Origin of the sequence: Jannaschia sp. Os4 (assembly GCF_016820245.1) — a bacterium.
In the GTDB taxonomy this organism is placed as follows: Bacteria; Pseudomonadota; Alphaproteobacteria; order Rhodobacterales; family Rhodobacteraceae; genus Jannaschia.
Window position 1 is genome coordinate 20,681 of sequence record NZ_JAFCAR010000001.1, and the last position, 16,443, is coordinate 37,123.

16 protein-coding genes are annotated in these 16,443 nt (G+C 73.4%); 11 read left to right on the plus strand and 5 right to left on the minus strand.

Annotation, left to right across the window (positions count from 1 at the left end):
• Positions 1–92: 92 nt before the first annotated feature.
• The 10 genes from alr (at position 93) to JQC91_RS00165 (ending at position 10,569) form a co-directional block, all read left to right on the plus strand.
• Positions 93–1,139, plus strand: coding sequence for an alanine racemase (gene alr, locus JQC91_RS00120; RefSeq protein ID WP_203284744.1), 1,047 nt, complete (start codon positions 93–95; stop codon positions 1,137–1,139).
• A 223-nt stretch (positions 1,140–1,362) separates the two neighbouring features.
• On the plus strand, positions 1,363–2,151 hold the full coding sequence (locus JQC91_RS00125; RefSeq protein ID WP_203284745.1) for a DNA repair protein: 789 nt from the start codon (positions 1,363–1,365) through the stop codon (positions 2,149–2,151).
• 420 nt (positions 2,152–2,571) lie between these two features.
• Positions 2,572–3,939, plus strand: coding sequence for a DNA repair protein RadA (gene radA / locus JQC91_RS00130; RefSeq protein ID WP_203284746.1), 1,368 nt, complete (start codon positions 2,572–2,574; stop codon positions 3,937–3,939).
• 30 nt (positions 3,940–3,969) lie between these two features.
• A complete protein-coding gene (locus JQC91_RS00135; protein WP_203284747.1) occupies positions 3,970–4,563 on the plus strand; it encodes a CvpA family protein in 594 nt (197 codons plus the stop codon).
• A gap of 75 nt (positions 4,564–4,638) precedes the next feature.
• Positions 4,639–6,102, plus strand: coding sequence for an amidophosphoribosyltransferase (gene purF, locus JQC91_RS00140; RefSeq protein WP_203284748.1), 1,464 nt, complete (start codon positions 4,639–4,641; stop codon positions 6,100–6,102).
• Positions 6,103–6,231: 129 nt separating this feature from the next.
• Positions 6,232–6,672 carry a GNAT family N-acetyltransferase gene (locus tag JQC91_RS00145; RefSeq protein WP_203284749.1) on the plus strand — a complete coding sequence of 147 codons (441 nt, stop codon included), beginning with the start codon at positions 6,232–6,234 and terminating at the stop codon, positions 6,670–6,672.
• Positions 6,669–8,015, plus strand: coding sequence for a DUF2927 domain-containing protein (locus JQC91_RS00150; RefSeq protein ID WP_203284750.1), 1,347 nt, complete (start codon positions 6,669–6,671; stop codon positions 8,013–8,015). Before JQC91_RS00145 ends, JQC91_RS00150 begins: the two co-directional genes overlap by 4 nt.
• Before the next feature lie 9 nt (positions 8,016–8,024).
• A complete protein-coding gene (locus JQC91_RS00155) occupies positions 8,025–8,195 on the plus strand; it encodes a hypothetical protein (RefSeq protein ID WP_203284751.1) in 171 nt (56 codons plus the stop codon).
• Between the two features lie 10 nt (positions 8,196–8,205).
• Complete coding sequence (locus tag JQC91_RS00160) at positions 8,206–9,390, plus strand: VWA domain-containing protein (protein WP_203284752.1); 1,185 nt, start codon at positions 8,206–8,208, stop codon at positions 9,388–9,390.
• Positions 9,391–9,453: 63 nt separating this feature from the next.
• Entirely contained in the window at positions 9,454–10,569 is a 1,116-nt protein-coding gene (locus tag JQC91_RS00165) for a polysaccharide biosynthesis/export family protein (RefSeq protein ID WP_203284753.1), read from the plus strand.
• Here JQC91_RS00165 and JQC91_RS00170 read toward each other — a convergent pair.
• Genes JQC91_RS00170 through cobO form a run of 3 tightly spaced genes read right to left on the minus strand, consistent with a single transcriptional unit; the run spans position 10,566 to position 11,892 of the window.
• Entirely contained in the window at positions 10,566–10,931 is a 366-nt protein-coding gene (locus tag JQC91_RS00170; protein WP_203284754.1) for a Lin0512 family protein, read from the minus strand. The two genes, JQC91_RS00165 and JQC91_RS00170, sit on opposite strands and share 4 nt — an antisense overlap.
• On the minus strand, positions 10,928–11,278 hold the full coding sequence (locus JQC91_RS00175) for a Lin0512 family protein (RefSeq protein WP_203284755.1): 351 nt from the start codon (positions 11,276–11,278) through the stop codon (positions 10,928–10,930). The genes JQC91_RS00170 and JQC91_RS00175 overlap by 4 nt, the downstream gene beginning before the upstream one ends.
• The gene (gene cobO / locus JQC91_RS00180) at positions 11,278–11,892 is read right to left on the minus strand and encodes a cob(I)yrinic acid a,c-diamide adenosyltransferase (protein ID WP_203284756.1); all 615 of its coding nucleotides are present in this window, start codon (positions 11,890–11,892) and stop codon (positions 11,278–11,280) included. The genes JQC91_RS00175 and cobO overlap by 1 nt, the downstream gene beginning before the upstream one ends.
• Positions 11,893–11,962: 70 nt before the next feature.
• Here cobO and JQC91_RS00185 point away from each other — a divergent pair, with 70 nt between their 5' ends.
• Complete coding sequence (locus JQC91_RS00185; protein WP_203284757.1) at positions 11,963–12,256, plus strand: hypothetical protein; 294 nt, start codon at positions 11,963–11,965, stop codon at positions 12,254–12,256.
• Here the strand turns inward: JQC91_RS00185 and JQC91_RS00190 are convergent.
• Both JQC91_RS00190 and cobN read right to left on the minus strand, forming a co-directional pair.
• Positions 12,253–12,711, minus strand: coding sequence for a GNAT family N-acetyltransferase (locus tag JQC91_RS00190; RefSeq protein WP_203284758.1), 459 nt, complete (start codon positions 12,709–12,711; stop codon positions 12,253–12,255). The genes JQC91_RS00185 and JQC91_RS00190 overlap by 4 nt on opposite strands.
• Positions 12,708–16,406: a cobaltochelatase subunit CobN gene (gene cobN, locus JQC91_RS00195; protein WP_203284759.1), complete on the minus strand. Its 3,699-nt coding sequence runs from the start codon at positions 16,404–16,406 to the stop codon at positions 12,708–12,710. Before cobN ends, JQC91_RS00190 begins: the two co-directional genes overlap by 4 nt.
• Between the last annotated feature and the right edge of the window lie 37 nt (positions 16,407–16,443).

Sequence of the window (16,443 nt, forward strand, 5' to 3'; positions counted from 1 at the left end):
CCGGGCGTAGGCCGGAAACCTTTACGAACGGTTTCCGCGGAGGCGCGGCCCGCCCTTGATTCCCCGCCCGCCCCCGCGCAAAGGCGCGACCGATGGGAACGGGCGTCCTGCATATCGACCTCGAGGCGGTCGCGGCCAACTGGCGGGCGCTCGACGCGGCCTCCGCGGCCGGGGTCGAGACCGCCGCCGTGGTCAAGGCGAACGGCTACGGGCTGGGCGCGCTGCCGGTCGCCAAGCGCCTCGCCCGGGCGGGGGCGCGGACCTTCTTCGTGGCCACCGCCGCCGAGGGCTTGGAACTGCGGCGCGCGCTCGGCGAGGCGCCGGCGATCTGCGTCTTCTACGGGCACATGGCCGAGGACACGCTGACGATCCAGCGCGGGCGCCTGACCCCGATGATCCCCTCCGTCGCGCACCTGACGCGGCACCTCGAGGCGCTGCCGGGCCACCCTTTCGGGATTCAGCTCGACACGGGGATGAACCGGCTCGGGCTGAAGTGGGGCGACTGGGCCGCCGTCGCCCCCTTGGCGCTGAAGGCGAAGCCGAAGCTCGTGATGTCGCACCTCAGCAGCGCCGACGACCCCGCCAGCCCGGAGAGCGCCCGCCAGCTCGCCACCTTCCGCGAGATGACGGACGGGATCAGCGTCCCGCGCTCGCTCGCCGCGACGGGCGGGACGCTGCTCGGGAAGGACTACCACTTCGACATGACACGGCCCGGCGTCGGCCTGTTCGGCGGGCTGCCCTTCGCGGGGGCCGAGCCGGTCGTCGCGCTGGAGGTGCCGGTGATCTCCTGCTTCGACGTCGAGGCGGGCGAGGCCGTGGGCTACAACGCCACGTGGCGCGCGCCGGCGCCGACCCGCGTCGCGACCGTGGCCGCGGGCTACGCCGACGGGCTGCCCCGCGCCCTGTCGGGGCGCTTGGAGGTGATGGCGGGCAAGGTGCCCTGCCCCGCCGTGGGCCGCGTCTCCATGGACCTGATCACCGTGGACATCGGCCATCTCGACCGCGACCCCGGCCACGTGTCGATCCTCGACCCCCACCGCGGCGTGGACCGCCTCGCCGCGGCCGCCGGGACGATCGGGTACGAGGTGCTCACCTCCCTCGGGCGGCGCTATCGGCGGAGCTATCGCGGCGCCGACTGAAGGGGGCCGCGCGGGGGTGCGGTAATCCGCAGGACACGGCGGCTTGATCGAAATGTGCATCGGAGTAGCCTGAACCGGCGCTTACGATCGGATTCGTCTGGAACCGTCGGAGATTCGGCGACGTTCGTTTGATGAACCACCGACGCGACCGGACCATCGGCCCGGCCGCGGCACCGCAGCCCGCCCCGCACACCGGTGGGCCTTTGATTGGGATGGACGATTCATGACCGAACCCGCGCGCCAAGCCGCCGTCGCGACCTCGATCCTCCAGCAGATCTGCACCCTCGTCCTCGTGATCGCCGCGCTCGCGATGGTCGCGCTGACGGCCGCCGCCTTCGCGGGGCTGGTCCCGTGGCTGGACCTGCCCGTCGCCTACGCGGGCGCCGAGGTGGCGGAGGCGGGCATGTGGGCGCAGATCGGCCTGACCGTCCTGCTCCTCGCGCTGGTCGGCTTCCTGCCGAGCGCCGCGCGCATGCGCCGCATCGAGGTGACCGCCCGCGACTTCCACCTGTCGATGGCCGACGTGGCCAAGGCCTACGATTACGTCCACGCCGCCGACCGCGAGGGCAACTTCCTGCTCGAGCGGGAGTTCGACGCGATGCGCGAGCGGATGGACTGGATGCGCCGCCATCCCGACCTGTCCGAGCTGGAGCACGACGTGCTGCAGGTCGCCGCCCAGATGTCCGTCGAGAGCCGCGAGCTGGCCGAGATCTACTCCGACGAGAAGGTCGAGCGCGCGCGCACCTTCCTGCGCCAGCGCCAGAAGGAGGTCGAGGACTACCGCGAGCGGATCGCGATGGCGCAGGCCACCGTGGGCGAGATGCGCCGCTGGATGCAGTCCGTCTCCGTCGAGGAGGGCGTGGCCGAGAAGCAGCTCGACCGCCTCCGCAAGGATCTCGCCGAGATCACGGACGCGATGCGCCTGACCGGGCACGACCGGCAGGAGAACGTGGTGGACCTGTCGGGCGGTCGCCGCTCGGGCACGGACGGGGTCGCCACCCCGGCCGAGTGACCCGCACCCCCCGCGCGAGACCGACGCCCCGCCGACGCGGGGCGTTTCTCGTTAGGACCGTAGGATGGGCGAAAGCCCACGCGCAGCGAACCGCCTCGGATGCATGGGCGTTCGCCCGCCCTACGGCACCGCCCGTGTCCCCGTCCCCTCCGCCCGCGCCCGCTTGACCCCCGCCCCGCTCCCCCTCCCGTGATCCGCTGAAACGGTGGTTAACGCCGCATGCGTATGTACAGGCGTATGTACGGGGGGTGCACGCGGGATGCACGGGGGGCGCACGGGCGGCGCCGCCCGCCCCCACGGGGTACGAATCGGCGCAAGCCTTTGGGGCGTCGGATGAATCCCCGCCTGCCCCCGACGGCGTTAACCATTCGCTCCCGTTCCCCTCTGGAACCTCCCGCGTGGAGGGACTAAACCGAGAACATGGTCAAGCCCGTCACCCAGTTCGCCTGCGCCGAGTGCGGCGCGATCCACAAGAAATGGACCGGCCGCTGCGACGGCTGCGGCGCGTGGAACTCCATCCAGGAGGAGGTGCCGCTCTCCTCCGGCCCGTCCAAGAAGTCGCTGGGCACCGCCAAGGGCCGCCGCATGGCGCTCACCTCCCTCGACGCGCAGGAGGCGCCCCCGCCCCGCACCGAGTCGGGCATCGCCGAGCTGGACCGCGTCTTCGGCGGCGGCCTCGTCCCCGCCTCCGCCACCTTGGTGGGCGGCGATCCGGGCATCGGCAAGTCGACCCTGCTGCTGCAGGCGGCGGCGGCCTTCGCGGCCAAGGACGCCAAGGTCATCTACGTCTCGGGCGAGGAGGCCACGGCGCAGGTCCGCATGCGCGCCCAACGGCTCGGCCTCGCGGGCAGCGCCGTGAAGCTCGCCGCCGAGACCAACCTGCGCGACGTGCTCACGACCTTGGAGGCCGAGAAGCCCGACCTCGCCATCATCGACTCGGTCCAGACGATGTGGGCCGACACGGTGGATTCCGCCCCCGGCTCCGTCAGCCAGGTGCGCGCCGTCGCGCACGAGCTGACCTCCTTCGCCAAGCGCTTCGGCACGGCCATCGTCCTCGTGGGCCACGTCACCAAGGAGGGGCAGATCGCGGGCCCCCGCGTGGTCGAGCACATGGTCGACACCGTGCTCTACTTCGAGGGCGAGCGCGGCCATCAGTTCCGCATCCTGCGCTCCGTCAAGAACCGCTTCGGCCCCGCCGACGAGATCGGCGTCTTCGAGATGACGGGCGCGGGCCTGCAGGAGGTGGCGAACCCCTCCGAGATGTTCCTCGGCGAGCGCGACCGCCCCGCCCCCGGCTCGGTGGTGTTCGCGGGGATCGAGGGGACGCGCCCGCTCCTCGTCGAAATCCAAGCGCTCGTGGCGCCCTCGCAACTGTCGCAGCCGCGCCGCGCGGTGGTCGGATGGGACGGCGGGCGGCTGGCGATGATCCTCGCCGTGCTGGAGGCGCGGACCGGCGTCACCTTCGCGGGCCTCGACGTGTATCTCAACGTGGCCGGGGGGATACGGGTGGGCGAGCCGGCCGCCGACCTCGCCGTGGCCTGCGCGCTTCTGTCGGCGCGCGAGGACGCGGCGCTGCCCGAGGGCACGGTCGTGTTCGGCGAGTTGTCGCTTTCGGGCCGCATGCGTCCCGTGTCGCAGGCCGAGACCCGCTTGAAGGAGGCGGCGAAACTTGGTTTCACCGCCGCGCTTGCGCCCGAGGGCTGCAAGACCGGGGACGCGGGGGGCATGACCCTGCGGCTGGTGCCGGACCTGACCACCGTGGTGGGCGAGGTGTTCGGCGCGGCCTGACCCCGGCAGAGGGGCCAGAGGGGACGCCGCATGGAAGGCTTCACGATCGTCGATGCCGTAGTCGCGGCCGTCATCGTCATATCCGCGATCCTCGCGTTCAGCCGCGGGCTGGTGCGCGAGAGCATGGCGATCGTCGGCTGGATCGCCGCCGCCATCGTCGCCTTCACCTTCGCCGGGGCCGCCGAGCCGCTGGTCAAGGAGCTACCCTACGTGGGCGAGTTCCTCGAAGGGTGCGAGCTGGGCGTGATCGCTTCCTTCGCGGTGGTCTTCGCGCTCGCCCTCGTGGTCGTCAGCTTCTTCACGCCGCTGCTCTCCTCCGCCGTCCGCCACTCCGCGCTCGGCGCGGTGGACCAAGGGCTCGGCTTCGTGTTCGGCGTCCTGCGGGGCATCCTGCTCGTGGCGGTGGGCTTCGTGGTCTACGACCGGGTCGTGGTCGACGACGGCGTCGCCGTGGTCGAGGACAGCCGCTCGGCGGCGATCTTCTCGCGGTCCAAGGACAACATCGAGGCGCAGATCCCCTCGGACGCGCCGGGCTGGATCCTCGAGCGCTACGAGAGCCTCGTGGGCAAGTGCATCGAGCCCGCCGCCCCGGTCGAGGCGGAGACGCCGTCGTCCGACGCGTGATCGAATCGTGACTCCCGGCCCTGCGGGGCCTATCTGCGGACCAACCGCGCACGCAGCCCCCGGCGGAGGGACGGCATGACCCCGACTTGGCGCAACGACCCCTTCGACGACGACAAGCTGCGCGAGGAGTGCGGCGTGTTCGGCATCGTCGGCGTGCAGGACGCGGCCTCCTTCGTGGCCCTCGGCCTCCACGCGCTGCAGCACCGGGGTCAGGAGGCGGGCGGCATCGTCGCCCACGACGAGACCCACGGCTGGGGCAGCGCCCGGCGCTTCGGCTACGTGCGCGACAACTTCACCTCGCGAAGCGTCCTCGACACGGTGCCGGGGCCGGTGGCCATCGGCCACGTCCGCTACTCCACCGCGGGCTCCAAGGGCGCGACCGCGATCCGCGACGTGCAGCCCTTCTTCGGCGAGCTGGCCCATGGCGGGACGGCCATCGCCCACAACGGCAACATCACCAACGCCGACGCGCTGCGCCGCGAGCTGATCGAGCGCGGGTCGATCTTCCAGTCGTCCAGCGATTCGGAATGCATCATCCACCTGATGGCGCGCTCGCTGCAGCGCAGCATCCCCGAGAAGATGAAGGACGCGCTGCGCCGCGTGGAGGGCGCGTTCTCCGTCGTCGCCATGACGCGCACCAAGCTGATCGGCGTGCGCGACCCCTTGGGCGTGCGGCCCCTCGTGCTGGGCCGCGTCGGGGACGCGCACGTGGTCGCGTCCGAGACCTGCGCGCTCGACATCGTGGGCGCCGAGTTCCTGCGCGAGGTCGAGCCCGGCGAGATGGTCGTCGCCACCATGGACGGCACGCTCACCTCGCACCGTCCGTTCGAGCCGCAGCGCCGCCGCTCCTGCATCTTCGAGCACGTCTACTTCTCCCGCCCCGACAGCATCCTCGAGGGCCGCTCGGTCTACGAGACGCGCGAGGCGATCGGGCGCGAGCTGGCGCGCGAGGCGCCCGCCGAGGCGGACCTCGTTGTGCCGGTGCCCGACTCGGGGACCCCCGCCGCGATCGGCTTCGCCGCCGAGTCGGGCGTGCCCTACGGGATGGGGATCATCCGCAACCAGTACGTGGGCCGGACCTTCATCGAGCCGACCGAGCAGATCCGGAACATGGGCGTGCGGCTGAAGCTGAACGTCAACCGGGCGCTGATCGCGGGCAAGCGCGTGGTCCTCGTGGACGACAGCGTGGTGCGCGGCACCACCTCGCGCAAGATCAAGGAGATGGTGCTGGATGCCGGGGCCAAGGAGGTCCACTTCCGCATCGCTAGCCCGCCGACGGCGTGGCCCTGCTTCTACGGGGTGGACACGCCGGACCGCGACAAGCTGCTCGCGGCGACGATGACGGCGGACGACATGCGCGACCATCTCGGGGTCGACTCGCTGAAGTTCATCTCGCTCGACGGGCTCTACCGCGCGGTCGGCGAGGCGAAGGGCCGGAACGAGGACGCGCCGCAATACTGCGACGCCTGCTTCTCCGGGGCCTATCCCGTTGCCCCCTCGGACCAGATTGCGCGGGGGTTCGAGGTCGCGGCGGAGTGACCTTCGGGCGACGCTCGGCCGGCGCCAATCGCCGCCTATCCGCCCGATCCGCCCCAATCCGGACACAATGACGCCCTAGCCTCCTCGATGACGACCCCGGCCAACGGGGCGCACGAGCGAGCAGTGATCATGACGGACATCGTCCTGTCGGCCCCGCGGGCCGGCGACCGGTCGGAGTGGGCGCGCCTGTGGCGGGCCTACCTCGACTTCTACGACACGTCTCTGCCGGAGGCGGCCTACGACGCCGCCTTCGCGCAGGTGACGTCGGACGACCCCTCCGCCTTCCGCGGGCGGATCGCGCGCCGGGACGGCGCCGCGCTCGGCCTCGTCCACTGGGTCTGGCACCCGCACATGTGGCGCCCCGAGGGGACGGTCTACCTACAGGATCTCTTCGTCGCCCCCGAGGCGCGCGGCACCGGGCTGGGCCGCCGCCTGATCGAGGCCGTCTATGCCGACGCCGACGCGCGCGGCGCGCCCGCGGTCTACTGGCTGACGCGGGCGGACAACCCCGCGCGCGCCCTCTACGACCGCGTCGCCACGCGCACCGACTTCGTGAAGTACGCCCGTTGATCCGCGCGCTGACCCTCGCGGCGATGGTCCTCGCCTCCTGCGCGCCGATCCCCGGCCCGGTGGTCAGCCGCGCGGCGCCCTCGGCGGAGGCGCGCCCGGCCAAGATGATGCGCTTCACCGGCCCCCCCGCGCCCACCCCCGCGCCGTCGAACACCGCGTTCGTCACCGACTTCATCGACCTGCACTTCCGCCTCGAGTCGGGCCGCGCCGTGCCGCGCCTCACGCGGTTCGAGGGCGCGGTCCCCGTGGCCGTCGAGGGGCGCGGCCCCGCAACGCTGCAGGCCGACCTCGACGACCTCATCGCCCGGCTGCGCGCCGAGGCGGGCATCGACATCCGCCGCGCCCGGCCTGGCGAGGCGGCGCGGATGACCGTATCGCTCCAGCCGCGCGCCCGGCTCCAGCGGCGGGTGCCCGGCGCGGCCTGCTTCGTGGTGCCCGGCGTCTCGGGCTGGCGCGACTACGTCGCGCGCGCGGGCGGGCCGGGGACGGACTGGACCCGCATCCCGACCCGCACCACCGCGTCGATCTTCCTGCCCTCCGACACCGGCCCGCAGGAGGCCCGCGACTGCCTTCACGAGGAGATGGCGCAGGCGCTGGGGCCGCTCAACGACCTCTTCCGCCTGCCCCATTCGGTGTTCAACGACGACGACGCGCACGGCGTGCTGACGGCGTGGGACATGCTCGTGCTGCGCGCGACCTACGATCCGGCGCTGCGCTCCGGCATGACGCGAGCCGAGACCGCCGCCGCCCTGCCCGCGATCCTCGCCCGGCTGAACCCCGGCGGTCGCGGCGCGCCCGCCGCGCGGTCGGGCGCGGAGCCGGCCGAATGGCTGGCGGCGATGCGCCGGGGGACCGCCGCGGGCGGCGACGGGGCGGCGCGCCTGCGGGCGGCGACCCGCGCCGTCTCCCTCGCCCGCGGCGACGCGGTGGGGCGCCACCGCCTCGCCACCTCGCTGATGGCGCTGGGCCGGGCGCGCGTGGGCTACGACGCGGACGCCGCGCGGGCCGCCTTCCTCGAGGCGGAGACCGTCTACCGCGACCTCCACGGCGACGGCATCCACGCCGCCCATGCCGCCCTGCAGGTCGCGGCGTTCGACCTGTCCGCCGGCGCGCCCGGCGCGGCCTTGGCCCGGATCGACCGCGCCCTGCCCGCCGCACGCGGGGCGCAGGACGCCAAGCTGCTCGCCACGCTCCTGCTGCTGCGCTCCGAAGCGGCGGCGCGCGCCGGGCGCCCCGGCCGCGGCGCGCGGGACGAGGGCCTCGCGTGGGGACGCTACGCATGGGTGACGGGCGGCGCCGGGTCGCGGGCCCGCGAGGTTGCCGCGCTGGCCTCCGGCGTCTAACCCCGCCCCATGTTGATGCCCCTCCTCTCCGCCGGGATCGGCGCGCTGCTCGGCGCGTGGCAGGCCCGCCGCCGTCAAGGCTCGGGCGGCGACGTCGCCCAATGGGCCGCCGTCTGGGCGCTGATCGGGTTCCTGATCGGCTTCCTCGCGCTGGTGATCTACAGCCGCGCGGTGCAGTGAGCGCGCGCTGATGTTCCTCGGCTTCTTCGGCGCGCTCCGGGCGGCCAAGGTGCCGGTCACCCTGCGCGAGCACCTCACCTTCCTCGAGGCGATGCAGGCCGAGGTCGTGCTCTACGACGTGGAGGGGTTCTACCACCTCGCCCGCGCGGCCCTCGTGAAGGACGAGCGCCATATCGACCGCTTCGACCGCGCCTTCGCCGAGGCGTTCCGCGGGCTGGAGGGCCTGACCCTGCAGGAGGTATTGGACGCGGTCGACCTGCCGCAGGGCTGGCTGGAGAAGCGCGCCGAGAAGCTGCTGACCCCCGAGGAGCGCGCGGAGATCGAGGCCTTGGGCGGGTTCGACAAGCTGATGGAGACCCTGCGCGAGCGGCTGCGCGAGCAGCAGGGGCGGCACCAGGGCGGCAGCAAGTGGGTGGGCACGGCGGGGACGTCCCCCTTCGGCGCCTACGGCTACAACCCCGAGGGCGTGCGGATCGGGCAGGCCGAGAGCCGCCACCAGCGGGCGGCAAAGGTCTGGGACAGGCGCGAGTTCCGCGACCTCGACGACGACGAGCGGCTGGGGTCGCGCGCGATGCGCGTCGCGCTGCGCCGGCTGCGCCACTGGGCGCGCGACGGGGCGGAGCAGGAGCTGGACCTCGACGGGACGATCCGCTCGACGGCCAAGGCGGGCTTCCTCGACGTCCGCACCCGGCCCGAGCGGCGCAACGCGGTCAAGGTGCTGCTGCTGCTCGACGTGGGCGGCTCGATGGACGCGCACGTGGCGCAGGTGGAGGAGCTGTTCTCGGCGGCCAAGAGCGAGCTGGGCGCGCTGACCCACTGGTACTTCCACAACTGCCTCTACGAGGGGGTGTGGGCGGACAACCGCCGCCGCTGGGACGATGTGACGCCGACCGAGGAGGTGCTCAACACCCACGGCCCGGAGACGCGCGTGATCTTCGTGGGCGACGCGTCGATGTCCCCCTACGAGATCACCCATCCCGGCGGCGCCAACGAGTTCTGGAACCAAGAGGCGGGGGCCGTCTGGCTGGCGCGGGCGCGGGAGCGGTGGCCGATGTCGTGCTGGATCAACCCGGTGCCGCGGGCCCATTGGGACCACACGCCCTCCATCGGCCTGATCCGCCGGATCTTCGAGGATCGGATGGTCCCCCTGTCGCTGGAGGGCATCACGTCGGCGACGCGGCTCCTATCGCGTTGAACACGCCCCCCGCCCCGGCCTAATCATGGCGGGAATGTGGCGAAGACCACCGGGGGATGCTGAATGGACATGTCGCGCGCGCGGTCGCTCTTCGTCGCGGGGCTCTGCGCCCTGTCTCTCGCCGGATGCGCGGGCCTGCCTCGCAGCGCCCCCACCGAGAAGGAGCTGATCGGCTCGGCCATCGAGGAGGACGCGCCGATCGCGATCTACCCGATCTCGCTGGAGACGGTGTCGCGGATCGAATCGTGGCCCCGGCTCGGCCCGCACTACGACTGGAGGGTCGAGCGCGGCGGCGCGCCGGGCCGCCTGATCGCGGCGGGCGACATCGTCTCGATCACGATCTTCGACTCGAACCCGACCTCGCTGATCGCCGCCGAGGGGCAGCGCGCCGTCTCGCTGGGCGACCTGCAGCTCAGCCCCCGGGGCGTGGTGTTCCTGCCCTATGTGGGCGAGGTGCGGATCGCGGGCATGTCGGTCGACCGCGCCCGCACCGCGCTGCAGAACCGCCTCGAGCCTGTGGTGCCGGGCGCGCAGGTGCAGCTCAACGTGGCGCCCGGGCGCGAGCAGGAGGTCGACCTCGTCGCAGGCGTCGCCGCGCCCGGCCCCTACCCGCTGCGCGACCGGGGCACGACGGTGCTGTCGGCCATCGCCTTCGGCGGCGGCCCGTCCGGGGCGCTGCAGAATCCGCTGGTGCGCCTCATCCGGGGGTCGCACGACTACGCCATCTCGCTCGACCGGCTCACGAGCCGACCCGACCTCGACACCCTCGTGCGGGCCGGGGACAAGCTGCTCCTCGAGGAGGACGACCGCACCTTCACCGTGATCGGCGCCGCCGCCAACGAGTCCGTCATCCCCTTCGCCACGCCCCGGCTGAACCTGATCGAGGCGCTGGCGCTGGCCTCGGGCGTCGACTCGGCGCGGGCCAACCCCGAGGGCGTCGTGCTGCTGCGCGAGTACCCGGCCTCGGCGGTCAAGCCGGGCGGCCCCGAGCGAAGCAAGGTCGTGTTCACCGCGGACCTGACCAACGCCGCCGACCTCTTCGCGGCCAAGTCGTTCTGGATGATGCCGGGCGACGTGCTGATCCCGACCGAGAGCCCGGTGAACGGCTTCACCGCCGTCGCGCGCCTGATCGGGACGACGCTCGGCCTCGTGACCACGACGACGCGGGTGGCGAACTAGGCGCGTTCCGCGACCGCCCCCCGCGCGAGGGCCTCGGGCAGGAACGCCTCGACCGCGACGGCGGCCACGGTCGTGACCTCGCCGTCGTCCGGGTTCGTGGAGGACAGGCCCCCCGCCACCGCCTCGACCGCGACGTCCCCGTAGGGCAGCAGCGCGGCCACCGCCGCCACGTCCACCGCGTCCGGGTCCGGCACCGCGACGGTCACGCGCACCCGCATCGCGGCCCGGTCGATCCCCAGCGCCGGGAAGAGCGGGAAGGACGCATGGCGCAGCGCGTCCTCCACCCCCCGGCGCGCGGCCTTGGTCATGTCGGACCCGTGCAGGTCGACCCCCTGCCCCATCTCGATGACGAACCGCCTCATCCCGCGCCCGACCCCACGCCTTCGAGCGCGACGTGCAGGACGACGGAGGCGATCAGCGTCGGCTCCCCCTCGCCGTCGGGGCGCGGCACGGCCAGCCCGCCCTCCCGGATGTCGAACGTGGGCGTCCCGTAGGGGAACACGTCGCGCAGCCGCTCGACGTCCACGATGCCCGCGCGCGGCACGCCCGCCTCGACGGTGATCCGCATGGCGGACTTCTCGACCCCGAACAGCTCCGCGAGGTTGATCGAGTTGCGCCACAGCGCGTCCTCCATCCCGCGCCGCACGGCCTGCGTGGCGTCGCCGCGGCGCAGCGACGTCCCCTGCCCGAACTCGCTGAGCAGCCGCATCAGAACTCGACGCCCACCTGCGCCTTGATGCCCGAGCGGAAGGGGTGCTTCACCAGTTCCATCTCCGTCACGAGGTCCGCCGCCTCGATCAGCGGCTCCTTCGCGTTGCGGCCCGTCAGGACCACGTGGGTCATCGCGGGCTTCTCGTCCCGCAGGAAGGCCACCACCTCGTCCACGTCGAGGTAGTCGTAGCGCAGCGCGATGTTGATCTCGTCGAGCAGGACCATGCGGTTCGTCTCGTCGCGGATCAGCTCCTTGGCCTTGGCCCACGCCGCCTGCGCCATCTCGATGTCGCGCGACTTGTCCTGCGTCTCCCAGGTGAAGCCCTCGCCCATCGTGTGGAACTGGCAGGCGTCGGAGAACCGCGAGAGGATCAGGTCGCGCTCGCCGGTGGACATGCCGCCCTTAATGAACTGCACCACGGCGCAGGGCATGTCGTGGGCGATGCAGCGGAAGATCATGCCGAAGGCGGCCGAGGATTTCCCCTTGCCCTTGCCCGTGTGGACGATGACGAGGCCCTTCTCGCCGGTCTTTGTGGCCATGATCTTGGCGCGGGCGGCCTTCTTCTTGGCCATCTTGGTCGCGTGGCGGGCGAGGTCGGGATCGTCGGTCATCCTGGGTTGGTCCGCCGCCCCGCGTCCGCCGTCAACCATTCGTTCATGTTCTCCGGGCAGGATCGGGCGCATGAAGCTCCTGTTCCTCCTCCTCGGCGTCGCGCTCGTCTGGCTCTCCGGCTGCATGCCCCATCCGCTCGACGGGCTCGACCGGTCCGGCGCAGCCCCCGGGGGGGCGCACCGGTTCCGCGTGCACTGGAACGCCGAGACCGCGCAGGCGACGCGCGTGAACCCCGTCTGGCGACCCTCCTACGCCTCGGTGGTCGCGGGCGCGGTCGAGGCGACGGAGGCGCTGACGGGCTGCGCGGCCACGCCGGACAAGGGCGACGTCGCGCTGGTGAACCTGTCGTTGGACTGCCGCTAGGCGATCCGTCGCCCCATCGTGCGGATCGGCCCCCCGGTTCCGCGCGGCGCGAAGCCGTGCCGCGCGAAGTAGCCCGCCGCCCCGCCCGGCCCGTCGAATGTGTCGAGCACGAGGTCCGGCCAGCCGCCCTCGCGCGCGACGGCCATCGCCTCCGCCACGAGGAGGGCCGCCACGCCGCGCCCGCGCAGCGCCGGATCGGTCGCCACCGTCCCGAGGTAGAGCGCGCCCGCCACGTCCCGCGACGGGCGCACGAAGGCGAAGCCCGCGACCGCGCCGCTGGCCTCCACCAGCAGCCCGGTCGCCTCCCCCAGCCGCTCGGCGAGGCGCGCGGCGTCGAGGCCGCGCGACGGGCTGTCGAGACCGTGATCCGCGTGGAGCGCGCCGTAGACCGCCTGCACCAGCGCGGCGGCCCCCGCCACGGCGGGGTCGTCCGGGCCGATCCGCCGGACCCTCACGTTGCGCCGAGCGCGGCGCGGGCCGAGTTGGACCGCGGCGTCCACAGCCCACGCTCGATCGCCTCGCGCAGCCGGTCCTCCACCTCCCGCAGGGCCGGCGCGTTGTGCGCCGCCATCCAGTCGCGCACGTCGTCGTCCTCCAGCACGGCGGCGTGGACGAGGTCGAAATGGTGGTCCCGCACCGCGCCCGTCGTGGCGGCGAAGGCGAAGAGGTAGTCGACGGACGCGGCGATCTCGAAGGCGCCCTTGTAGCCGTGCCGCATGACCCCCGCGATCCACTTGGGGTTCACCACGCGGGAGCGGACCACCCGCCCGATCTCCTCCTCCAGCGAGCGGATCACCGGGCGCTCGGGCCGCGAGTGGTCGTTGTGCCAGACGGGGACGCGCGCGCCTCGGATCGCCTCGACCGCCGCCGCCGCGCCGCCCTCGAACTGGTAGTAGTCGTCGCTGTCCAGCAGGTCGTGCTCGCGGTTGTCCTGGTTCTGGACGATGGCCTCCACCTGCCCGAGCCGCTCGCGCAGCCCGTCGTGGTCCGCCGCCCCCTCGCCTGCCGCGTAGGCGTAACCGCCCCACTCGACGTAGGCCGCGCCGAGATCCGCCTTGTCGGACCAGAGCCGCTCGTCGATCATCGCCTGCAGTCCCGCGCCGTAGGCCCCGGGCTTCGACCCGTAGACCCGCGCCGCGCCCTCGCCGGCCCGGGCGCGCGCCGCCGCCGGGTTCACCGCCTCCGGCTCGTCCAGCGCTTGCACCGCCCGCGCCGCCTCGTCCACCAGCGCCATCTGCTGCGGGAAGGCGTCGCGGAAGAAGCCCGACACCCGAAGCGTCACGTCCACGCGGGGCCGCCCCAAGGCGGTGTGGGGGATGATCTCCCATCCGACGACCCGGCGGTTCGCGCTGTCCCACCGCGGCTTGACCCCCATCAGCGCGAGGCACTGCGCGATGTCGTCGCCGCCCGTCCGCATGTTGGCCGTGCCCCATGCCGTCAGCAGCATGGCGCGGGGCCAGTCGCCGTGATCCTGCAGGTGCCGCTCGATCAGCAGGTTCGCGCTCCTCCACCCCAGCGCCCACGCCGTGGGCGTCGGCACCGCGCGGCTGTCGACGGAGAAGAAGTTCCGCCCCGTGGGCAGGACGTCGGGCCGCCCCCGCGTCGGCGCGCCCGAGGGGCCCGGCTGCACGAACCGCCCGTCGAGCGCGGTCAGCAGGGCGTCCATCTCCGCCGGACCGCAGGCGGCGACCGCCGCGCGCAGGCCGGCGGCCGCCTCGAGGACGGACGCGCTGCGCGGCCCGGGGGCGTCCGCGTCGCCGCGCAGGAGCGCGGAGGCGAGGAGCTCGATCCGCTCCACCGCGTCCCCCTGCGAGCGCCACGGCCCGTCGAGCGGCGTCCCCGCGCCATCGGCCACGCCCGCCAGCGCCGCAGGGCGCGGCCCCTCCCACGCGGCCGCCATGTCGCAGTCGAGCGGGTCGAACCCGAGGGACAGGTCCGCCGCGATGGCGCGCGGCAGGCTCTCGTCCCCCGGCGCGCGCGTCCCGTCCGGCCCCGCGGCGCCGCGCGGCAGCCGCAGCAGGGCGGCGAGCAGGTCGTCGGCCAAGCGGCCCTCCGGCGCCCGTCCGAAGATGTGAAGCCCGTCCCTGATCTGCGCTTCCTTCAGCTCGCAGAGATAGGCGTCCAGCGCCGCGAGATCGTCCTCCGCCGCCCCGTCGCGGGACATCCCCGCGTCGACGTCGAGGCCGGTCGCGCGGGCGAGGGACAGGATCTCGTCCCGCAGGTGCCCGATCCGCCGGGGGTCCACGCCCGCCGCCTCGTAGTACTCGTCGACCAGCGCCTCGAGGTCACGGAGCGGGCCATAGCTCTCGGCCCGGGTCAGCGGGGGGGTCAGATGATCGACGATCACCGCCGCGGTGCGGCGCTTCGCCTGCGTCCCCTCGCCGGGATCGTTGACGATGAAGGGATACACGTTGGGCACCGGTCCCAGCGCGATCTCCGGCCAGTCCTCCTTCCCCAAGGCCAGCGCCCGTCCGGGCAGCCATTCCACGTTCCCATGCTTGCCCATGTGGACGATCGCGTCCACGCCGGACTGTCGAAGATACTCGTAGAATGCCAAGTAGTTATGGGGTGGGACGAGGTCCGGGGAGTGGTAGGTCTCGGTGGGGTCGACGTTGTAGCCCCGGGCGGGCTGGATGCCGACGAGGACGTTGCCGAACGCATGGAGGGAGAGGGAGAAGCCATCGCCGTCGAAGAAGGGGTCGTCCCCCGGATCGCCCCACCGGTCCGCGATCGCCGCCCGTGCCTCCCACGGGAGTCGGCCATGGGCGCGGCCATAGTCGGCGAGCGGAAGGCGGACGCCGCCGGTCCGCGCCGCGCGCCCGTCCCGCGCGTTCGTCGGTCCGCCGAGGAGGAGCGCCATCAGCGTCCCGACGTCGTCGGGCGTCCCCGCGCCGCCGGTGTCGTATCCCGCCGCCTTCAGCGCGCGCAGCACCTCGACCGTCGCCGCCGGGGTGTCGAGGCCGACGCCGTTGGCGATCCGCCCGTCCCGGTTCGGGTAATTCGCGAGGACGAGCGCCACGCGCCGCTCCCCCGGGGGAGTCGCGCGCAGGCGGCACCACCCTGCGATCAGCGCGGCGGTCCATTCGATCCGGTCCCCCGCCGCCTTCCATGTCGGGACGGGGCATTCGGTCGCCTCGTCGAAATACGCCTCGCCCTTGAACCCCAAGGCGCGCGTGAGGACGCGGCCGTCGAGTTCCGGCAACGCCACGTTCATCGCGACGTCCCGCGCGCCGAGGCCCTGCGCGCCATCGGACCATGCCTCCTCCGTGCCGCCGGACAGGACGCCTTGGAACACGGGCGCGTCGATCTCGCGCAGGGGCGTGCCCGCGCCCGCGGCGAAGGAGGTGAGGTTCAGGACCGCGTCCGGTGGGGCGGCGCGGAACTGGAGGCGCAGGGTCTCCGCGGATACGGGATCCTTCAGCGAGGCGACGAACAGGGGCAGCGGCGCGAGGCCGGCGCGGAGGAGCGCGCGGACGAGACGGTTCACGGGGTTGAGGCCCGCGCCCTGCAGGAGCGCCCGGTAGAACACCACCGGCACGGTCGGCGCCCCCTCCCGCAGGCCCGCGTTCGCCCACTCCGCCCGCATGCCCGCGAGGTCGATCACCCCCCGCCCGGGCCAGTAGCCGCCCGCCCGGAGCAGGGGCACCGCGCCCGGCGGGCGCGCCTCGCCCCGGACCATCGCCCTCGCATGGCGGAGGAAGCCGGTGGCGTTCGCGGGCCCGCCCTCCACGAGGAACGACCAGAGCGCGTCGTAGTCCTCCGCGCCGACCGTCGAGAGGCCGCGCAGGTCGGCATCGGGCTTGTCGTCCCCCGGCAGCAGCGCCAGCGGCACGCCCGCCTCGCGGCAGCGGGCCGCGTACTGCTCGACGCCGTAGGGCCAGTAGCCCCGCCCGCCGAGCACCCGTGCCACCACCAGCCCCGCGCCGATGGCGCAGCCGTCGAGATGGAGATCGACGCTCATGGGGTGCCGCAGATGCGCCATCTGGGCGAGCCGCAGGCCCGGCGGATCCTCCATCTCGGCGCGGGCGGCGGAGAGGGCCGCGATCTCCGTGTCCGCGGCGGTGATCACGACCACCTCGGCGGGGGTCTGACCGGGGTCGATCGCGTCCCCCTCGTCGAGGGTTCCGGGCTGTGCGGCGAGAAGGTGCATCGGCGGGGTTTGCGCCCGCGCCCGGCGGCGTGCAAGA

Bases quoted from the DNA above. Each gene is read 5' to 3' on its own strand.
- alr (WP_203284744.1), top strand. From the start codon at position 93: ATGGGAACGGGCGTCCTGCATATCGACCTCGAGGCGGTCGCGGCCAAC.
- JQC91_RS00125 (WP_203284745.1), top strand. From the start codon at position 1,363: ATGACCGAACCCGCGCGCCAAGCCGCCGTCGCGACCTCGATCCTCCAG.
- radA (WP_203284746.1), top strand. From the start codon at position 2,572: ATGGTCAAGCCCGTCACCCAGTTCGCCTGCGCCGAGTGCGGCGCGATC.
- JQC91_RS00135 (WP_203284747.1), top strand. From the start codon at position 3,970: ATGGAAGGCTTCACGATCGTCGATGCCGTAGTCGCGGCCGTCATCGTC.
- purF (WP_203284748.1), top strand. From the start codon at position 4,639: ATGACCCCGACTTGGCGCAACGACCCCTTCGACGACGACAAGCTGCGC.
- JQC91_RS00145 (WP_203284749.1), top strand. From the start codon at position 6,232: ATGACGGACATCGTCCTGTCGGCCCCGCGGGCCGGCGACCGGTCGGAG.
- JQC91_RS00155 (WP_203284751.1), top strand. From the start codon at position 8,025: ATGTTGATGCCCCTCCTCTCCGCCGGGATCGGCGCGCTGCTCGGCGCG.
- JQC91_RS00160 (WP_203284752.1), top strand. From the start codon at position 8,206: ATGTTCCTCGGCTTCTTCGGCGCGCTCCGGGCGGCCAAGGTGCCGGTC.
- JQC91_RS00165 (WP_203284753.1), top strand. From the start codon at position 9,454: ATGGACATGTCGCGCGCGCGGTCGCTCTTCGTCGCGGGGCTCTGCGCC.
- JQC91_RS00170 (WP_203284754.1), bottom strand. From the start codon at position 10,931: ATGAGGCGGTTCGTCATCGAGATGGGGCAGGGGGTCGACCTGCACGGG.
- JQC91_RS00175 (WP_203284755.1), bottom strand. From the start codon at position 11,278: ATGCGGCTGCTCAGCGAGTTCGGGCAGGGGACGTCGCTGCGCCGCGGC.
- cobO (WP_203284756.1), bottom strand. From the start codon at position 11,892: ATGACCGACGATCCCGACCTCGCCCGCCACGCGACCAAGATGGCCAAG.
- JQC91_RS00185 (WP_203284757.1), top strand. From the start codon at position 11,963: ATGAAGCTCCTGTTCCTCCTCCTCGGCGTCGCGCTCGTCTGGCTCTCC.
- cobN (WP_203284759.1), bottom strand. From the start codon at position 16,406: ATGCACCTTCTCGCCGCACAGCCCGGAACCCTCGACGAGGGGGACGCG.